At 66.0% G+C, this 17,449-nt stretch carries 14 protein-coding genes; 6 read left to right on the plus strand and 8 right to left on the minus strand.

All coding sequences use genetic code 11. The features are described from left to right. Positions 1–28 precede the first annotated feature (28 nt). A complete protein-coding gene (locus AQZ52_RS01920) occupies positions 29–1,828 on the minus strand; it encodes an aminopeptidase P family protein (protein WP_067909209.1) in 1,800 nt (599 codons plus the stop codon). A 70-nt stretch (positions 1,829–1,898) separates the two neighbouring features. Here AQZ52_RS01920 and AQZ52_RS01925 point away from each other — a divergent pair, with 70 nt between their 5' ends. Next, a complete protein-coding gene (locus AQZ52_RS01925) occupies positions 1,899–3,974 on the plus strand; it encodes a S9 family peptidase (protein WP_420806439.1) in 2,076 nt (691 codons plus the stop codon). A 2-nt stretch (positions 3,975–3,976) separates the two neighbouring features. After that, positions 3,977–4,363, plus strand: coding sequence for an acyl-CoA thioesterase (locus AQZ52_RS01930; RefSeq protein WP_067906262.1), 387 nt, complete (start codon positions 3,977–3,979; stop codon positions 4,361–4,363). Here the strand turns inward: AQZ52_RS01930 and AQZ52_RS01935 are convergent. Further along, positions 4,360–6,069, minus strand: coding sequence for a sensor domain-containing diguanylate cyclase (locus AQZ52_RS01935; RefSeq protein ID WP_067906263.1), 1,710 nt, complete (start codon positions 6,067–6,069; stop codon positions 4,360–4,362). The genes AQZ52_RS01930 and AQZ52_RS01935 overlap by 4 nt on opposite strands. A gap of 40 nt (positions 6,070–6,109) precedes the next feature. After that, a complete protein-coding gene (gene ald / locus AQZ52_RS01940) occupies positions 6,110–7,225 on the minus strand; it encodes an alanine dehydrogenase (RefSeq protein WP_067906264.1) in 1,116 nt (371 codons plus the stop codon). A 134-nt stretch (positions 7,226–7,359) separates the two neighbouring features. Between ald and AQZ52_RS01945 the strand changes: the two genes are divergently transcribed. Further along, a complete protein-coding gene (locus AQZ52_RS01945) occupies positions 7,360–7,830 on the plus strand; it encodes an Lrp/AsnC family transcriptional regulator (RefSeq protein WP_067906265.1) in 471 nt (156 codons plus the stop codon). Here the strand turns inward: AQZ52_RS01945 and AQZ52_RS01950 are convergent. The 3 genes from AQZ52_RS01950 to AQZ52_RS01960 form a co-directional block, all read right to left on the minus strand. After that, positions 7,784–8,221, minus strand: a complete 438-nt coding sequence (locus tag AQZ52_RS01950) for a hypothetical protein (protein WP_156424747.1) — start codon at positions 8,219–8,221, stop codon at positions 7,784–7,786. The two genes, AQZ52_RS01945 and AQZ52_RS01950, sit on opposite strands and share 47 nt — an antisense overlap. A 148-nt stretch (positions 8,222–8,369) precedes the next feature. Further along, complete coding sequence (locus tag AQZ52_RS01955; protein ID WP_067906267.1) at positions 8,370–10,778, minus strand: FtsK/SpoIIIE family DNA translocase; 2,409 nt, start codon at positions 10,776–10,778, stop codon at positions 8,370–8,372. Positions 10,779–10,888: 110 nt separating this feature from the next. Beyond that, positions 10,889–11,434, minus strand: a complete 546-nt coding sequence (locus tag AQZ52_RS01960) for a thiamine phosphate synthase (RefSeq protein ID WP_205626404.1) — start codon at positions 11,432–11,434, stop codon at positions 10,889–10,891. Here AQZ52_RS01960 and AQZ52_RS01965 point away from each other — a divergent pair. Beyond that, on the plus strand, positions 11,433–12,110 hold the full coding sequence (locus tag AQZ52_RS01965) for a YggS family pyridoxal phosphate-dependent enzyme (RefSeq protein WP_067906268.1): 678 nt from the start codon (positions 11,433–11,435) through the stop codon (positions 12,108–12,110). The two genes, AQZ52_RS01960 and AQZ52_RS01965, sit on opposite strands and share 2 nt — an antisense overlap. A gap of 1 nt (position 12,111) precedes the next feature. Next, positions 12,112–13,401: a hypothetical protein gene (locus tag AQZ52_RS01970; protein WP_240481407.1), complete on the plus strand. Its 1,290-nt coding sequence runs from the start codon at positions 12,112–12,114 to the stop codon at positions 13,399–13,401. A 25-nt stretch (positions 13,402–13,426) separates the two neighbouring features. Here the strand turns inward: AQZ52_RS01970 and pyk are convergent, their stop codons facing one another. Next, positions 13,427–14,887 (minus strand): pyruvate kinase, encoded by a 1,461-nt coding sequence (gene pyk / locus AQZ52_RS01975; protein WP_067906269.1) that lies wholly within the window; start codon positions 14,885–14,887, stop codon positions 13,427–13,429. 63 nt (positions 14,888–14,950) lie between these two features. On the opposite strand from pyk, the gene AQZ52_RS01980 reads away from it, so the two are divergent. Continuing rightward, positions 14,951–15,280 carry a DUF1244 domain-containing protein gene (locus AQZ52_RS01980; protein WP_067906270.1) on the plus strand — a complete coding sequence of 110 codons (330 nt, stop codon included), beginning with the start codon at positions 14,951–14,953 and terminating at the stop codon, positions 15,278–15,280. Positions 15,281–15,358: 78 nt separating this feature from the next. Here AQZ52_RS01980 and AQZ52_RS01985 read toward each other — a convergent pair whose 3' ends face one another. Continuing rightward, positions 15,359–17,284 carry a putative Ig domain-containing protein gene (locus AQZ52_RS01985; protein ID WP_067906271.1) on the minus strand — a complete coding sequence of 642 codons (1,926 nt, stop codon included), beginning with the start codon at positions 17,282–17,284 and terminating at the stop codon, positions 15,359–15,361. Positions 17,285–17,449: the final 165 nt, after the last annotated feature.

Genomic DNA, 17,449 nt, shown 5'->3' on the forward strand with positions numbered 1-17,449 from the left:
TGAAGGAACATAACACGAACATGGGTGCTTACAACGGGGCGCAGGCAGCCTCGAGCCAAGCCAGATCCGCACCCTCGAGCTGCGGTGCCAGCAGCACGCGAACCTTGGCGTGATAGGTGTTCCACCAATCGCGTTCGTGCGGGAGCAGCAGCGCTGGCTCGACGAGCGTGCGGTCGATGGGCGCGAAAGTCAGCGTCTCGAAGCCCATGAACCGGCCCTCGGCGCCGGGGATAGCGCGCTCTTCGACGAGCACGAGGTTCTCGATCCGGATGCCGTATTCGCCTGCCTTGTAGTAGCCGGGCTCGTTCGAGAGGATCATGCCGGGGAGCAGCGGCTGGCCCGTCCCCGCCTGGCCGCCCGCCGCCTTGGCGATACGCTGCGGGCCTTCGTGGACGGCAAGGAAGCTGCCGACGCCGTGGCCGGTGCCGTGGGCATAATCGAGCCCGGCGACCCACAGGAACTGGCGCGCGAAGCTGTCGAGCTGGCTGCCGACGGTGCCTTCGGGGAACACCGCCTGATCGAGCGCGATGTGGCCCTTGAGCACGCGGGTGAAGCGGTCCTTCACTTCGGCTGGGGGCGCATCGGGGCCGATCCAGACAGTGCGGGTGATATCGGTCGTGCCATCCAGATACTGGCCGCCGGAGTCGACGAGATAGACGCTGTTCGGCTCGATCTGGCGGTTGGTGTGCTCGTCCACCTTGTAGTGCGGACTTGCGCCATTGGGGCCGGCAGCTGAGATCGTGTCAAACGAGAGGTCGCGCAGAAGGCCGGTCTTTTCGCGCTCGGCGCGCAGGGCTGCGGCGGCGGAGAGTTCGGTTTCAGTGCCGTGCAGCGCGGTGTTGGAGAGCCAGTGGAGGAAGCGGGTGATTGCAGCGCCGTCGCGCGCCTGTGCGGCACGGTGGCCGGCCTGCTCGACCGGATTCTTGCAGGCCTTGGGCAGGACGGTGGGATCGGTGAGCGAGACCGCCTCCGCGCCAGCGGCCTCAAGCTCGGCATAGACCGCCGCAACCGCGCGTTCCGGATCGACCGCAACCTTCTTGCCGGCAAGCGCAGCAAGCGCGGGGGTGAAGGCCGCGCGGTCTTGCACCCGCACGGCATTGCCGAGGTGCTGCGCGAGTTCGGGCGAGACCTTTTCCGGCGCGATGAAGAGGTCGGCGGTGCCATCGGCATGGGCGAGCACGAACGAGAGCGCGACGGGCGTGCAGTCCACGTCAGAGCCGCGCATGTTGAGCAGCCATGCGACCGAATCGAGCGCGGAAATGACCGCGGCATCAAGCCCGCGTGCGGTGAGCCAGGCCGCGACTTCGGCGCGCTTTTCGTGGGCGGAAGCGCCGGCGTACTCATCCGGGTGAACGAGTGCGGGCGCGGCGGAGGGAGCGGGACGGTCCTGCCAGATCGCGTCGACGGGGTTCTGCGCCACGGCCACGAGCTTGGCATTGCGGGCCTTCAAGGCGGCGGTAACGCTATCGGCCCAACCCTTGCCATGGAGCCATGCGTCATAGCCGATGCGCGCGCCTTCGGGGGCGTGTTCGCCGAGCCATGCCGCGACCGAAGTCTGCGGGACCGACTGATAGCTGTAGAGCCGCCCATCGACCTGTTCGCGCACTTGCAGCGTGTAGCGCCCGTCGACGAAGATCGCGGCTTCATCCCTGAGCACAACGGCGGTGCCAGCCGAGCCGCCGAAGCCGGTCAGCCAGCCGAGGCGCTGGGCATAGGCGCCGACATATTCGCTCATGTGTTCATCGGAAATCGGGATGACGAAGCCATCGAGCTGCTGGCATGCGAGTTCCTTGCGCAGCGCATCGAGGCGGGCTTCATGGGTGTTCATCAGCATGGGTCGCGTCCTGAAGTCTGTCGCCCGCCTTGCGGGACCATGCTGCGCACCATAGATGCGGGGAATGACAGAGACCACCCCCAAGGACCAAGGCGCTGCGCCTCCGGTTGCGGCCAAGAAGCCCCACACGTTCACCCATCACGGCGTGACGATCGAGGACCCGTACAACTGGCTGCGCGATCCGGGCTATCCCGAGGTGACCGATCCCGAAGTGCTGGGGCATCTGGAAGCGGAAAACGTCTGGTTCGAGGCACGAATGAAGCCGCATCAGGACACGGTGGAAACGCTGCTGGCCGAGATGCGCGGGCGGATCAAGGAGGCTGACAAGTCGGTTCCGCAGAAGGACGGCGACTGGCTTTACTGGATCGAATACGAGGAAGGTGCCGAGTACAAGAAGTGGTGGCGGCGGCCGGTCGCGGGTGGTCCGGACGAGCTGATCCTTGACGAAGTGGCGCTGGCGGAGGGCAAGGAATACTTCCGGCTGGGCGCGCTCTCCGTGTCCAGTGATGGCCGGCTGCTCGCCTGGGCGGTGGACGACAACGGTTCGGAGCGGTTCACCGCGCGGATCAAGGTGATCGCGACCGGCGAAGTGCTGCCCGATGTGATACCCGGCACGCTGTCGGCGCTGGTCTGGGCGGCGGGTGACAGGGCGCTTGTCTACAGCCTTGCCAATGCGCAGTGGCGGACGGACAACGCGCGGCTGCACTGGCTGGGGACACCGGTGGAAAGCGATGTCGAGCTCTATCACGAGGATGACGAAGGCTTCAGGGTCTCCGCCGGGCTTTCGGCGAACGACGAATGGCTGGTGATTTCAACCGGCGACCACGAGACGAGCGAAGTGCGGCTGGTGCCTGCCGCCGATCCTTTGGCCGCGCCGCTGCTGGTGAAGGCGCGCGCGGTCGGCGTGGAATACGATGTGGATCTGCGCGGCGAGACGCTGTTCATCCACGCCAACGACACCCACGAGAACTTCCGGCTGGCCACCGCGCTGCTTTCGAGCCCGCAGGAATGGACGACGCTGATCGAGGGGACGGACGACTTCTACCTGACCGGCTTCGACCTGTTCCGCGACTTCTACGTGGTCGAGGGGCGCGTGCGCGGGCTCGACCGGATCGAGGTGCGCTATTACGACGATCCCGCGCGGATCGAGCCGATCGTGTTTCCGGAAGCGAGCTATGAAGCCTCGCTGGGCGACAACCCGGAATGGGCGATGGACAAGCTGCGCGTCAGCTATGAGTCCATGACCAGCCCGGCTTCGGTCTATGACTTCCACGTGGCCGAGGGGCGGCTGGAACTGCTGAAGACGCAAGAGATTCCCAGCGGCTATGATGCCTCGCTCTATGAGACGGCGCGGTTGGAGATTGCAGCGCGCGACGGCACCCTGGTGCCGGTCTCGGTGGTCTGGCGCAAGGGGCGCGCGCATGGCGGACCGCTCTATCTCTATGGTTACGGGGCGTATGGCATTGCCATCGGGCCGGGCTTTTCCACGACACGGCTGAGCCTGGTCGACCGCGGCTTTGCCTATGCCATCGCGCATATACGGGGCGGCGACGATCTTGGCCGACGCTGGTACAAGGACGGCAAGCTGGAGCAGCGGACAAACACGTTCCACGATTTCGTCGATGTGGCGAAGGGGCTGATTGCGCAGGGCTTCACCGCTGCGGGCCGGATCGCGATTGCTGGCGGCTCGGCGGGCGGCGAACTGATGGGCGCGGTGGTCAATTCCGACCCCGACCTGTGGGGCGCGGTGGCGGCGCATGTGCCCTTCGTCGATGTGCTCAATACGATGCTCGACGAGGACCTGCCGCTCACCCCGGGCGAGTGGCCCGAATGGGGCAATCCGATCGAGGACAAGGCCGCCTTCGACCTGATCCGGTCCTACTCCCCCTACGATCAGGTGCAGGCCCAGGCCTATCCGCCGATGTTGGTGACGGCCGGCCTCAACGATCCGCGCGTGACATACTGGGAACCCGCCAAGTGGGTCGCCAAACTGCGCGAGATGAAGACCGACGGAAATGAGCTGCTTCTCAAGACCAACATGGGCGCGGGACACGGGGGCAAATCAGGGCGGTTCGAGGGTCTGCGCGAGACGGCGGAGGAGTTTGCCTTCATGCTGGCGCAGCTCGGGGTCGCGGTCTGACCATGCACACCAGAACCTTCACTGCGGGGCCGGAGCACATCGACGTGCTGGGGCACGTGAACAACGCGGTGTGGGTGCAGTGGATGGAAGCCGTCGCCACATCGCACTGGGAAGCGCTGGCCCCGGCCGAATGGCAGGAGACCCATGTCTGGGTGGTGACGCGGCACGAGATCGACTACCGCGGGAATATCGCGCTCGGCGAAAACGTGACGGCGGAGACCTTCGTGCCCGACCCTCCGCGCGGGGCGCGGTTCGACCGGCGGGTAGATTTCCGCAATTCTGCCGGCAAGGTGATCGTCAGCGCGCTGACGCAGTGGGTGTTGATCGACAAGGCCAGCAGGCGCATCCAGCGGGTGCCCGCGGACATGGCGGCGCTCTTTGCCGGTTAAGCCGTCCGCGTCTGGAAATCGGGCGTGAAACCTGTCAGCCGTTCACGCATCGTGCGGTTGCGGCCGAGGCGCTTGGCTTCGTAGAGCAGACGGTCGCAGTGGCTGTAGAGCACAGCGAACTCGACATCGAGCGTGCCGGACAGATCGTGTTCGACAAGGCCCATGCTGGCGGTGACGACATGGCCCAGACCGGGCACGGCTGCGGCGAGGCGCGTACTGACCGCCCGGCGACATCGCTCGGCGCGATCTGCGGCGCCCGGGCCGCGCAGCAGCAGCAGGAATTCCTCGCCGCCCATGCGGATCGCACAGGCATCACCATCTTCGGCAAGCACGCTGGCGACGACCTTGAGCACTGAATCCCCGACCGAATGGCCGTGCCGGTCATTGATCCGCTTGAAGTGATCGAGATCGATCACCGCCATCGTGCGGTAGCCAAGCTGGAAGAGGTCGTTGAAGCGCCGCTCGATCGAGTGGCGGTTCCACAAACCGGTCAGCGCATCGCGCCCGGCCACGCCTTCCAGTTCGGTCGCGCGGGCATTGGCAAGGTCGCGCTCACGCCGCAGTTCAAGGAAACGGATCACGATGCCGAGCGAATTGGTCAGCACTTCTGCGGCTAGCGCGAGCTGGAACACGACCACCGACTCGGTTGGCCGTGCATGGGGCAGGAGGTAGCAGCCAATCCGATAGACCCCGACGGTCAGCGTCGGAGCCCAGCCGACCAGCAGGAACAGCACGAGCCGGCTGCCGCGCCTCCAGGCATCGGCAAGGCCGCACAGGATGAGCACGATGGCGAACAAGATCGCGGCATAGATCCCCAGCGCGCTCCATGGGCGCAGTGCTTCGATCGGCAGGGTCGTGAACACGCCGCCGGCGAGCACAAGCGGTGTGCTGCCCACGATCAACCGGCGCAAGTACGGGGACAATGCCTCGGGTTCGAGGAATGTGACCATGAACATGAGACCCGAGGCGGCCACAGCGCTGAAGCACAAGCTGTTGATCGCGATTTCGGTCGCCGCGTCGAGATTTGCCGCGATATGGATGAAGCCGGTGCCGATCACAGTCTGGACCAGCATCAGCCCGACCATGACGATATGCCACAGCACGAAGGGCCGGCGCAGCACGAGGTAGAACCCGAAATTGAGAAGCAGCGGCACGATCAGCATGCCGCAGATCATGGCCATGGCGACGACCACGCTGATGTCCCAGCCGGTCCCCTCGGTCGCGCTGTCAAGCCGTGCCTCGCTGGCAATGGTCTTGTTCCAGGGCCCGTCAATGCGCGCTGTGACCAAACGGGGACGAGCAGGGGTCTGCGGCAGCGGCAGGACCATCATCGGCCCGGTAACAAGATGGCGGACTGCCGCGGGAGCGAAGCGAGCCACCCGCACGGCGCCACGTTCGTCGACGACCCGGATCGTGATAGCCGCAAACGGCGAGGCATGGGTGACAAGGCTCTGCGCGCGCGGCTGCACGGGATCGGTGAGGCGGTAGAGCAAGAACAGGCTCGCCGACCCGATGTCATATTCGGAATCCCTGCAGATCCAGCGATCCGGGGCACGGCGCAGGGCGTCGTCCGTTTCGCCGGAATCTGCCGCAGCGTGGCAGGTCTGGCTCGCCGCGATCGGCGCGGCGGCCGCAGGCATGCCGAACAGGCCGGAAAGCAGCGCCACCAGCCCGAACAGCACAACCTCGCGCCAAACCCGGTCCATGACGCCGGTTCTAGCGAAAGGGGCTTAGAGCCAGGTTAACCTAGGCGAGGAATTCCCCGACCTGTCGGTAGGCATAGCCAAGCTCGCGCGCTACGGCTTCGTAGGTCACTTCACCAGCGTGGACATTGAGCCCGGCGGCAAGATGCGGGTTGGCGGCCAGCGCTGCCTTCCAGCCGAGATCGGCGATCTTCATCGTATGCGGCAGGGTCACATTGTTGAGCGCGTAGGTGCTGGTGCGCGCGACACCGCCGGGCATGTTGGCGACGCAGTAATGAACGATGCCATCGACGACGAAGGTGGGTTCGGCATGGGTCGTCGCCCGGCTCGTTTCGAAACAGCCGCCCTGATCGATCGCGACATCGACCAGCACCGCACCGGGCTTCATCGTGGCGAGCATCTCGCGCGTTACGAGCTTGGGCGCGGCAGCACCCGGAATCAGCACCGCGCCGATGACGAGGTCCGCCTCGGCAACGCAGTCCGCGAGGTTGGCGCGGTTCGAAAAGCGGGTCTTGGCGCGGCTTTCGAAGTGGGTGCCAAGCCGTTCCAGCACTTCGGGATCGCGGTCGAGGATCGTGACATCGGCCCCGAGGCCGGAGGCCATCTGCGCGGCATTGAAGCCGACGACACCGCCGCCGATCACGGCGACCTTGGCGGGGAGCACGCCGGGCACACCGCCGAGCAGCACGCCGCGTCCGCCATGGGCCTTCTCGAGCGCGGTAGCACCGGCCTGGATCGACATGCGGCCGGCGACCTGGCTCATCGGTTTGAGCAGCGGAAGCTGATTGCCGGGGCCGGTCACGGTTTCATAGGCGATCGCGGTGACGCCGGATTTGACGAGATCGGCGGTCTGCTCCGGATCGGGAGCGAGGTGAAGGTAGGTGAAGAGGATCTGCCCCTCGCGCAGCTGCGCGCGCTCGACGGCCTGTGGTTCCTTGACCTTCACGACCATCTCGCAGCTGGCGAAGATCGCCGCGGCATCGGGCTTGATCACCGCACCGGCCGCTTCGTAATCGCGGTCTGCCGCGCCGATGCCGAGCCCGGCGCCGGCTTCGACCCAGACTTCGTGGCCGTGAACGACCAGTTCGCGCACGCTCTCGGGCGTCAGGCCGACACGGTATTCGTGGTTCTTGATTTCCCGGACAGTACCGACACGCATGACAGGCTCCTCTGGTTCACCGCTTGGCGCAGGATACGCCCGATGATGCGCGTTGTTTCACCTGATTGCGGGTTTGCGGGCCGCCGGGATGGTGATATTTCCTGCATCAAATGCTTATAGCGGGAAATTATTGCGTGGATCGGATTGACGCCGCGTTGGTTGATGCGCTGCAACACGACTCGTCGCGGCCCGTTGCGGTGTTGGCAGACGCTGTCGCACTGTCCCCTTCGGCCTGCCACCGGCGCATCCGCGCGCTGGAGGAGGCGGGCGTGATCAGCGGCTATGCCGCCCGGATCGACCCGCGCAGGATCGGGCTTGCAGTGGAAGTCTTCGTCGAGATCACGCTGACCAGCCAGAGCCGCGAGGCGATGGACCGCTTCGAGCGCGCGGTGGGCGATTTCGACGATATTCTGGAGTGCCACCTGATGTCGGGCGGGGCGGACTACCTGCTGCGTGTGGCCGCAGCTGATCTTGACCAGTACGACCATATCCACCGCGATTGCCTGGCGCGGCTGCCCGGGGTGTCGTCGATGCGGTCGAGCTTCTCGCTGCGGCGGATCAAGCGGTTCGCGGGGTACCCGGTGCCGCGCGCGGTGCGGCCATAGGGGGCGCCTTGCGCGGACGCTCAGCCTTCTTGTCCGCGCTGTCGAGCAGGGTGAGATCGCTACCTGGCTCATCCATGCCATAGCGTTCGCGCAGTTCGGCCTTGAACGCCTCGATCGCCTCTTCATCGGGCAAGTGATCGACGGTGAAGCGGCGCACGACGAACTCGTCGGCGCTGTCGAGCACGGTGAGGAAGCGCCCGGTGACCGTTTCGGCAAGGTGCGACATGTCGAGCCCGTCGGCAATCGACCAGCGGTGCCGCCCCCAGGTCACGATGCGGCGGCCGCAATGCCGGCAGATGCTGTAGATCCCGCCATCATCCTCGTGCGCACGCCAGGCGGTCGGCTGATGCGCCCTCGTGAACCAGCACTGGGACAAGGCTACGTAGGGCACGCCATGACCTTTCTCGCTTGTTGGACGCCATCCCGGGTGGGGTCCGGGAACCGGCGGCAGCGACCATGGGCAAAGCGCCGATGCCGGTCAGAAAGGAGGACGGCGGCGCTCGGAAAGGATTAAGCGGTCTTCGGCAAGATTGCTTCCGTCACAGCGGATTGCCGTCCTTGTCGCGGTAAATCTCACGGCGGCCGACGTGGTTGGCGGGGCCGACGAAGCCATCGGCTTCCATGCGCTCGATCCACTTGGAGGCGGTATTGTAGCCCACACCCATCTGGCGCTGGACCCAGCTGGCCGAGGCCTTCTGGCTTTCGAACACGAGCTGGCAGATCTGGCGGTACTTGCGCTCCTCCGGATTGTCCGAGGCGGTCGCGTCGAGGTCGTCGAAGCCGAAGCCGCCGTCCTCGGGCTCCTCGGTGACCGAATCGACATAGTCCGGCGCGCCCTGCCCGCGCCAGTAATCGGCCACTCGCTCGACTTCCTCGTCGCTGACGAAGGGACCGTGGACGCGCGCAATCGCGCCGGTGCTGGGCTTGTAGAGCATGTCGCCCTTGCCGAGCAGCTGTTCGGCGCCCTGCTCGCCAAGGATCGTGCGGCTGTCGATGCGGCTGGTGACGGCGAAGCTGATGCGGGTCGGCAGGTTGGCCTTGATCACGCCAGTGATGACGTCGACCGAGGGGCGCTGCGTGGCCATGATGAGGTGGATGCCCGCAGCGCGGCTCTTCTGCGAGAGGCGTTGGATCAGGACTTCGATTTCCTTGCCGACGGTGACCATGAGGTCGGCGAGTTCGTCCACGATCACCACGATCTGCGGCAGGACCTGGTAATCGAGCTGCTGTTCCTCGAACAGTTCCTCCCCCGTATCGGGGTCGAAGCCGACCTGGATGCGGCGACCCAACGGCTTGCCCTTGCTGGCAGCGGCGCTGACCTTGTCGTTGAAGCCCGAGATGTTGCGCACGCCGACCGAGGACATCATGCGGTAGCGCCGCTCCATTTCCTCGACCGCCCACTTGAGCGCGCGCACCGCCTTCGAGGGCTCCGTCACGACGGGCGAAAGGAGATGCGGGATATCGTCGTAGGACTTGAGTTCGAGCACCTTGGGATCGACGAGGATCAGGCGGCACTGCTGCGGGGTCAGCCGGTAAAGCAGCGAGAGCAGAATGCAGTTGAGCCCCACCGACTTGCCCGAGCCGGTGGTGCCCGCGACGAGCAGGTGCGGCATGGTCGCAAGGTCCGCCACGATTGGCTCGCCCGCGATATCCTTGCCAAGGATGATCGGCAGCATGCCCTTCGAGTTCACGAACTTGTCGCAGGAGACCAACTCGTGGAACGAGACCATGTCGCGCACCGCGTTGGGCAGCTCGATGCCCATGACGGTACGGCCGGGGATCGAGGAGACGCGCGCTGAGATCGCGCTCATGTTGCGGGCGATATCGTCGGCGAGGCCGATGACGCGGCTGGCCTTGATGCCGGGGGCGGGCTCCAGTTCGTACATCGTAACGACGGGGCCGGTGCGCACCGCGGTGATTTCGCCCTTCACGTTGAAATCGTCGAGCACGTTCTCGAGCAGGCGTGCGTTGCGCTCGAGCGCGAGCTTGTCGATCTTGGGGCCCGAGGCAACCGGCAGCGGCTCGAGAATGTCGAGGCCGGGGAGCGCGAACTGCGACTGGTCGAAGAGATCACCCTGCCGCGCCTTGCCTGCCGTCTGCGCCTGCGCGGGTGGGCGCGAGGGATCGGTAATCTCGGTCGGCCGGCGGCGCTGCGCCGGCGCATCGGATTGCGCGGCGGCAGCGTCCTCGCTCGCGGCTTCGGCGCGCGGCCTGGGCTGGCGCTTGGGGAGCAGCGCGGCGACTCCGCTGACCGCTTCCGCCACCGGGCGCTCGCCGCGCCGCAGGAAGGCGGGCATGCGCGGCAGGCGGTGCCAGTCGAACGCGAAGACCTGCGCGGTGGCGACAAGCCCGGCAAGCGCTGTGATGACTGCGGCGCCGCGCACGATCCACAGCTCCGCATCCGGCAGGACATGGGCGATGCCGCGGATCGCCGCGGCGCCCAGCAGACCGCCGAGACCGCCGGCGCCGGCCGGCAACGTGCCACCCGGTCCGGTCAGCATGAGCGCAAAGGCCGTGCCGATCAGCGCCATGGCCAGCACGAGCATGACCGCAAGGCTCCACCACGCCGGAAGCGGCTGGACGTCATCGTCCTCCTCATCAACGTCGATCAGATCGCCGGCTGCATCCCACAACCGGCGCGCAAAGACATAGAGCAGCGGCAGCAGCAGCACGCCGGGCAGGCCAAAGAACAGGAGCACGCGCTCCGCTGCCCAGGCGCCGGGCAGGCCCATCCAGTTTTCGACCGGGCTGCCCGAGGCCGTGCTGCCTGAAGGATCGGTCTGGGTATAGGTCGCGAGCGCGAGGCCGAGCGCAACCATTGCCGCAAACAGCACCGAGGCGCCGATCAACTCAGCGCTGCGGCGGAAGCTGCGCCGCAGGATGGCGCGCCAGTCCGCAGCCTTGGCCGTGCGCCCGCCGGCAGGGGAAACGAGTGCGCGAGATGCCATCAAATCTGTCCCTTCTGGGGCGCACCATGCGCCCGAAGAGGGGATGGCGTCAAGAATGCATGGCAAGCGAAACCCTAGGAATCCCGGCGAGTCGTAGGTTTCTGCGGGGTTCAGGCGAGCCCGTCGATGGCGGCCCAGCCCCACACTGGCAGGCGCGCGGCGCGGCGTCTCGTCATGCCGCCGAGCGCGATGACCGGAAGCGGTGAGCGCCGCGCGAGGGAGAGAAACCGCAGGGAGCCCAGAACCGCCGCACCGGGATGTGAGCGGGTGGGATAGACCGGCGAGAGCAGAATCGCGGACGCACGCGCGCGGACCGCGGCGCCGATCTCGGCCAGCGAATGCGCCGTGGCAAGACGCAGGCCCGGAGCACGGCCAAGGTCGTTTGGGGCCGCATAGCGCCCATCCGCCCGCAGCCCTCGCGCCTCGCCCGCGGTGATCACAATGACGCCGCGCCGCGCGCAGAGCCGCCGCAGCCTTGCGAACCGGGCGCGCCGGGCGGCGGGCGGCAAATGATAGTGCCGGAACACCAGCGCACTGCCCGGTGGCAGGCGTGAAATGGCGGATTCCAGCCGGCCATCGTTGCGCGCATCGCTCAGCAGGACGACCCGCGGGACAGGATGACACCGGTGCATCACCGGCCTATAGCACCGCTCCATGACCGATCCAGAGGCCCTGCAGGCCAATACGCCGCTCGCCGCGATCCAGGCGCGCATCGCCCACACCGCCACCATCGCCCGGCGCAAGGCCGCGGAGGTGACCCTCGTCGCCGTCTCGAAGACCCATCCGGCCGAAGCGATCCTGCCGCTGATCGCCGAAGGGCAGCGCGTGTTTGGCGAGAACAGGGTACAGGAAGCGGATGCCAAGTGGCCTGCACTGCAGGAGGCCCATCCCGATATCCGACTGCATCTCGTCGGCCAGTTGCAATCGAACAAGGCCGAGGATGCCGTGCGGCGGTTCGACTGCATCCACTCGCTCGACCGCCTTTCGCTGCTCACCGCGCTGGCCCGCGCGATGGACAAGGTGGGCCGGCAGGTACCGCTGTTCGTGCAGGTGAACATCGGCGACGAGCCGCAGAAGGGCGGCTGCGCGATTGGCGACGTGCCCGCGCTGCTCGCGGAGGCACGGCGCGCCGAACTGCCGGTGATCGGCCTGATGTGCGTGCCCCCCGCCGGGATCGAGCCGGCACCTTTTTTTGCGCTCCTTGCCAAACTGGCGGATGAAAACGGCCTTGCCGGACGTTCCATGGGCATGAGCGACGATTTCGAAACAGCGATCATGCTGGGCGCGACACACGTGCGGGTCGGTTCCGCGCTGTTTGGCACAAGAAATTGACGTGAAACAATTTCTGATCCTGTTGGGCGCGTTCCTTGCCCCGGAAACGTGCATCGCCCAGATGGACCACAGCACGATGGACCACAGCACGATGGACCATGGTGCTATGGACCACGACTCCATGGGCAACAGCTCCATGGATATGTCGTGGATGTCGATGAACGGCACGGGCTCGGGCACGTCGCGCCAGCCGATGAACGAGCCGATGCGCGGGTTGCACCTCATGCCGAGCGCGCGCGACATGGTGATGATCCAGGCAAACGTCTGGCCGGTCTATACCGATCAGGGCGGGCCGCGCGGCGGCACCAAGTTCTACAGCCAGTCGATGGCCATGGTGATGTGGCTCCACGATCTTGGCGGGGGCGCGAAACTCACCGGGCAGGCCATGCTGAGCCTTGAACCGGCGATGCGGCATGATGGCTATCCGCTGCTCTTTGCGACCGGCGAGGAAGCCTATGGCCGCCCGCTGGCTGACCGGCAGCATCCGCACGACCTGTTCATGGAGCTTTCGGCGCGGCTTGATGTGCCCGTGGCGCCGGGGCTCAAGGCCTTCATCTATGGCGGGCCGGTCGGCGAACCGGCGCTCGGGCCATCCGCGTTCATGCACCGCGCGTCTGCCCAGTATAACCCCGAGGCACCGATCACCCATCACTGGTTGGATTCGACGCATATCACCTACGGCGTGGTGACAGCCGGCTTCTACGGCACGAAGTGGCAGATCGAGGCGAGCGCGTTTCGCGGCGAAGAGCCGGACGAGAACCGCTGGGGCATCGAACGCGCAAAGCTAGACAGCTGGAGCGTGCGAGCGACCTTCATGCCCTCCCCCGCCTGGTCGCTGCAAGTGAGCCATGGCCGTCTGAAGCAGCCCGAAGCCTCGCACCCCGGCGAGAACGAACGGCGCACCACGGCCTCCGCGCATTACAACAGCGGGCGCGGGCTATCGGCGATGGCGGCATTCAGCGCCAAGCAGCGCGTACCGGGAAAGACCCGCACGGCCTGGCTCGGCGAGGTCAACTGGGATGCGAACGACCACGACACGCTGTTCGGCCGGATCGAGAACGTGAACAACGACGAGCTGTTCCCCGATCACGCCGATCCATTGCACGACATGGCCTTCCGCGTGACCAAGTTGGAACTGGGCTATGCCTACCGCCTGCGCATCGCCGGGCCGCTGCAGGTGGCCGTCGGCGGAACCGGGGCGCTGTTCGCCAAGTCGGCCGCGCTGAGCGCCGCCTATGGCAAGAACCCCATCGGTGCGACCGTGTTCGCTAAATTCAGCCTGATGAACTAGCCTTCGAGGACTCGGCCCCGAAACCCTAACCGCTATGCTTGGCGAGTTCGTCGCCAGTCAGCGTCACCATGTGTAGCAGGTTGGTCGAGCCCGGCGTGCCGAAGGGTACGCCGGCCAGCGCGATCAGGCGCGAGCCCGCCGTGCCGAATGCATGGCGCAGCGCCATGCGCTTGCCCTTGGCGATCATCTCTTCGAAGCTGCCGATGTCCTTGGTGGCGACCGCGTGGGCACCCCAGAGCAGGCCGACCTTGCGCGCAGTGATCACCGAAGGTGTGAGCACGAGCATCGGCGCATCGGGCCGCTCGCGCGCGACGCGCCTTGCGGTCGAGCCAGAGCCGGTGAACACGATGATGCCGGCAATCGGCACGGTGCGGGCAATGCTGGCGCAGGCCTCGGCCAGCGCGTCTGCCGTGGTGGGATCCGGGCGGGTTTCGATGAAGTGGACGCGCGCCGCATAGCCGGGATCGTTTTCGACTTCGCTGGCGATGCGGTCCATGATCGTGACCGCTTCCTCCGGCCAGGCACCGGCGGCGGTTTCGGCCGACAGCATCACCGCATCGGCGCCATCATAGACCGCGTTGGCGACATCGGACACCTCGGCACGGGTCGGCGTCGGGCTTTCGATCATCGATTCGAGCATCTGGGTGGCGACGACCACCGGCTTGCCCTCGCGCCGCGCCTTCTCGACGATGCGCTTCTGCAGCGGCGGGACCTGCTCAGGGTTTAGTTCGACACCGAGATCGCCGCGCGCGACCATCAGTCCGTCGGCCAGTTCAAGGATCTCGTCCAGGCGCGAGATCGCCGCAGGCTTTTCGATCTTGGCCATCAGCGCGCCGTGCCCGCCCATAAGGCGGCGTGCTTCGGCAACGTCCTCAGGCCGCTGCACGAATGAGAGCGCAATCCAGTCGGCCCCCTGCGCAACCGCAAAGGCGAGATCGCGGCGGTCCTTTTCGGTCATCGCAGGAACAGGGATCACTGCATCGGGTACGTTGACACCCTTCCGATCGGAAATCACGCCGCCGACTTCGGCCGAACAGAGGATTTCGTTCTCATCGGCGCGGATCACGCGCAGGCGCAGCTTGCCATCGTCGATGAGGAGGCGCTGGCCGGGCCTCAGAATGCCGAACAGCTCGGGATGCGGGAGCTGGACGCGGGTTTCATCGCCCGGTTCCGGATTGCGATCGAGCGTGAAGTGGCCCGAATGACGAATGACGGCGCGGCCATCCTTGAACTTGCCGACGCGCAGCTTGGGGCCCTGCAGGTCGCACAGAATGGTGATCGGCCGGCCCGTCTTGCGCTCCAGCGCGCGGATCGCCGCGATCGTCTCCGCATGCACCGCGTGTTCGCCATGGCTCATGTTGACGCGGAAAGCATCGGCACCAGCGCGGAACAGCTTTTCGAGCATCTCCGGCGACCGGCTGGCTGGCCCAACAGTGGCGAGGATTTTCACCTTGCGGCCACGGGGATCCAGTTTTGCCACGTCCATCACCTCGAATTGAATGCGCCCGCCCTATGGCCTACCTACCTGCAAAACCCAAGGACGAACCCAATGGATACGAATGCAGAATTGACATCACCCGATGCGCTTGACGCGTTGCCCGATGCCATCGCGGCGGCGGCGTTCCGCCGTCTCGTCAGGCACTTGCGCCACCGGCATGACGCGCAGAACATCGACCTCATGGGCCTTGCCGGGTTCTGCCGCAATTGCCTTGCAGATTGGATCAACGATGCCGGCGCGGGGCTCGACAAGGCCGCGGCGCGCGAGGTGATCCACGGCCTGCCAGCGGCCGAGTGGAAGGCACGCTACCAGACCGACGCGACCGAGGAGCAACTCGCCCGCATGGCCGAAAGCGTCAAACGCAACGCTCCCGGGCACTGAGACCGCGCCAGACGCAGGACGGCCCGCTCTCCCCCCGGGGAGCGGGCCGGCGCGCGCACATTGCCGAAAGACGGGTTGTCAGGCGACGATCAGGACGTCGTGGTAGCTGAAACCGGCCGTGGCGTAGGACTGAAGCGTCGCGATCTGCACCGCGTCCACTCCGCCGGCGCCGTCCGCGTCGTAGTAGAGGTTGCCGTTGCTGGTATCGTAGATGAGCCGGTCCGTGGCGTCATGCGCGGTAGACGCACCGGCCGCAGCATAAAACTGATCCGCCGTGATCGCACCGGTCTCGTTGAAGCCCGTATAGTCGGCGAGACTCAATGCGATCTTGTCACCCTGCGAGTGGGCAAAATCGGTGATCGTATCGACGCCTGCGGTGCTGGGCGGCAGGTCAAATACGAACAGGTCGCGGCCCAGACCGCCGGTGAGGATATCGTGACCCTCGCCGCCATAGAGCCGGTCGTTGCCCAACCCGCCGCTCAGCGTGTCGCCACCAAGACCGCCATAGAGCTGGTCGTTGCCCGCGCCGCCATCGAGCGAGTCGTTGCCCGCAAACCCGTAAAGCCGGTCCGCGCCGCCGGCACCGGTGATGGTGTTGTCGGCCGTGGTCCCCTTGAGGATCTCGTTGGTGACATTGCCGAGGGTGATGTGAAGGGTCTGGGTGTCGGAGAGCTTGCCGTCACTGACCCGGACAACGATGTCGTAGACGCCATCGCGGTTCGCATCGTTGGGCGCCTCGTAATCGGGAGCGGCTCGGAACAGCACCTGACCTGAGCGCGAGCCGATCTGGAACAGCGCCGCATCAGCGCCACCAACGATGGCATAGCGCTGATAGGCGCCGGCATCGACATCGCTGGCAGTAACCGTGGCCACGGTGCGGCTGTTTTCGAAAACCGTGTAGCTGGCTTCGGCACCGCCGCCGCCCGAAGTGATCACCGGTGCGTCATTCACCGCCCTGATCGTTAGCGTGAAGCTGTCCGAAACGGTATATTCGCCATCGTCGGCAGTAACCTTGAGCGCAACCTGGCCATTGTAGTCCTGCGGCGGCGTGCCGGAAAACGTGCCGGTCGCCGCATCGAAGGTGATCCACGAAGGCAGCGGGGAACCGTCAGCGAGCGTGGCGGTCAGCGTAAGCGCGTCGCCATCGGGATCGCTGAACGTGCCGGACGGCACCTTGAAGCTGAGCGCGCTGTCCTCGTTGATCGCCGTATCGCTGATCGGGCTCGCAACGACAGGAGCCCGGTTGAGCGGAAGGGTCATCGTACCATCGGCAAACTGGATGGTGGGAACACCGATCAGGGTATCGGTGCCGTCGTCACCGTCGGCCACGTTGGTGTCGACAACCTGCCAGATGCTGCCTCCAACCTTGGTCACGGTGTAGTCCGCCTGGTTGCCGGCATAGACGACGGTGGCAAAGTGCGCGACGCTGATGAGCGTGTCATCGCCCGCGCCACCGATCAGGGTATCGGCCCCGCCCGTCGACTTCAGCGTGTCGTTCTGGGCCGAGCCGGTCAGCATGGTGGCCGCGCCGGTATTGGTTACGGAGTAGCCGTTACCGCCACCGGCAAGGGTAAGATCGACCGCAAACCCGTCGGTGGTGATATTCACCGTACCGTCGTTGATCGTGGCGGCAGTTGCGGTCCACGCCGAAACCACGGTCGCGTTGGCGGTGGCACCCGGCCCGACGCTGAGGATGTCGTTGCCGTTGCCGAGGTCGGTGATCGTATCGGTATCGTCGTTGACGGTGAAGGTGTCGCCGCCCGTGCCGCCGGTCAGCTGGTCGTTGCCGAAACCGCCATCGAGCTGGTCGTTGTCCGCGCCGCCATCGAGCTGGTCATTGCCGTCCTCGCCGAAGAGGTTGTCTTCGCCGTTGCCACCGAAGAGCTGGTCGACTCCGCCGCGCCCGTGGAGTTCGTCGACGCCGTCGAGGCCGTAGATAATGTCCTCACCATTGGCCGTGACGATGTAGTTGTTGGTGGCGTCCCCGTAGAAGATATTGGGCATCTGCGTGCAATCCCGTAGCCTGTCTTGCGCAAGCCTTAACCCATCAACCCTTGCCATCCGGTAACGACGCTAGTTAATTCTACGGCGCTGGCGGTTAACCTTTCGGCAGGGTGGCCCGCACGCGCTGCCTGTCCGCAGCGCAGATCGCGCGTACGGACAGGCTTG

Source organism: Novosphingobium fuchskuhlense (assembly GCF_001519075.1).
GTDB lineage: Bacteria > Pseudomonadota > Alphaproteobacteria > Sphingomonadales > Sphingomonadaceae > Novosphingobium > Novosphingobium fuchskuhlense.

Excerpts from the sequence above, each read along its gene's own strand:
- AQZ52_RS01920 (WP_067909209.1), bottom strand. The coding sequence starts at position 1,828 with ATGAACACCCATGAAGCCCGCCTCGATGCGCTGCGCAAGGAACTCGCA.
- AQZ52_RS01925 (WP_420806439.1), top strand. The coding sequence starts at position 1,899 with ATGACAGAGACCACCCCCAAGGACCAAGGCGCTGCGCCTCCGGTTGCG.
- AQZ52_RS01930 (WP_067906262.1), top strand. The coding sequence starts at position 3,977 with ATGCACACCAGAACCTTCACTGCGGGGCCGGAGCACATCGACGTGCTG.
- AQZ52_RS01935 (WP_067906263.1), bottom strand. The coding sequence starts at position 6,069 with ATGGACCGGGTTTGGCGCGAGGTTGTGCTGTTCGGGCTGGTGGCGCTG.
- ald (WP_067906264.1), bottom strand. The coding sequence starts at position 7,225 with ATGCGTGTCGGTACTGTCCGGGAAATCAAGAACCACGAATACCGTGTC.
- AQZ52_RS01955 (WP_067906267.1), bottom strand. The coding sequence starts at position 10,778 with ATGGCATCTCGCGCACTCGTTTCCCCTGCCGGCGGGCGCACGGCCAAG.
- AQZ52_RS01965 (WP_067906268.1), top strand. The coding sequence starts at position 11,433 with ATGACCGATCCAGAGGCCCTGCAGGCCAATACGCCGCTCGCCGCGATC.
- AQZ52_RS01960 (WP_205626404.1), bottom strand. The coding sequence starts at position 11,434 with ATGGAGCGGTGCTATAGGCCGGTGATGCACCGGTGTCATCCTGTCCCG.
- pyk (WP_067906269.1), bottom strand. The coding sequence starts at position 14,887 with ATGGACGTGGCAAAACTGGATCCCCGTGGCCGCAAGGTGAAAATCCTC.
- AQZ52_RS01980 (WP_067906270.1), top strand. The coding sequence starts at position 14,951 with ATGGATACGAATGCAGAATTGACATCACCCGATGCGCTTGACGCGTTG.
- AQZ52_RS01985 (WP_067906271.1), bottom strand. The coding sequence starts at position 17,284 with ATGCCCAATATCTTCTACGGGGACGCCACCAACAACTACATCGTCACG.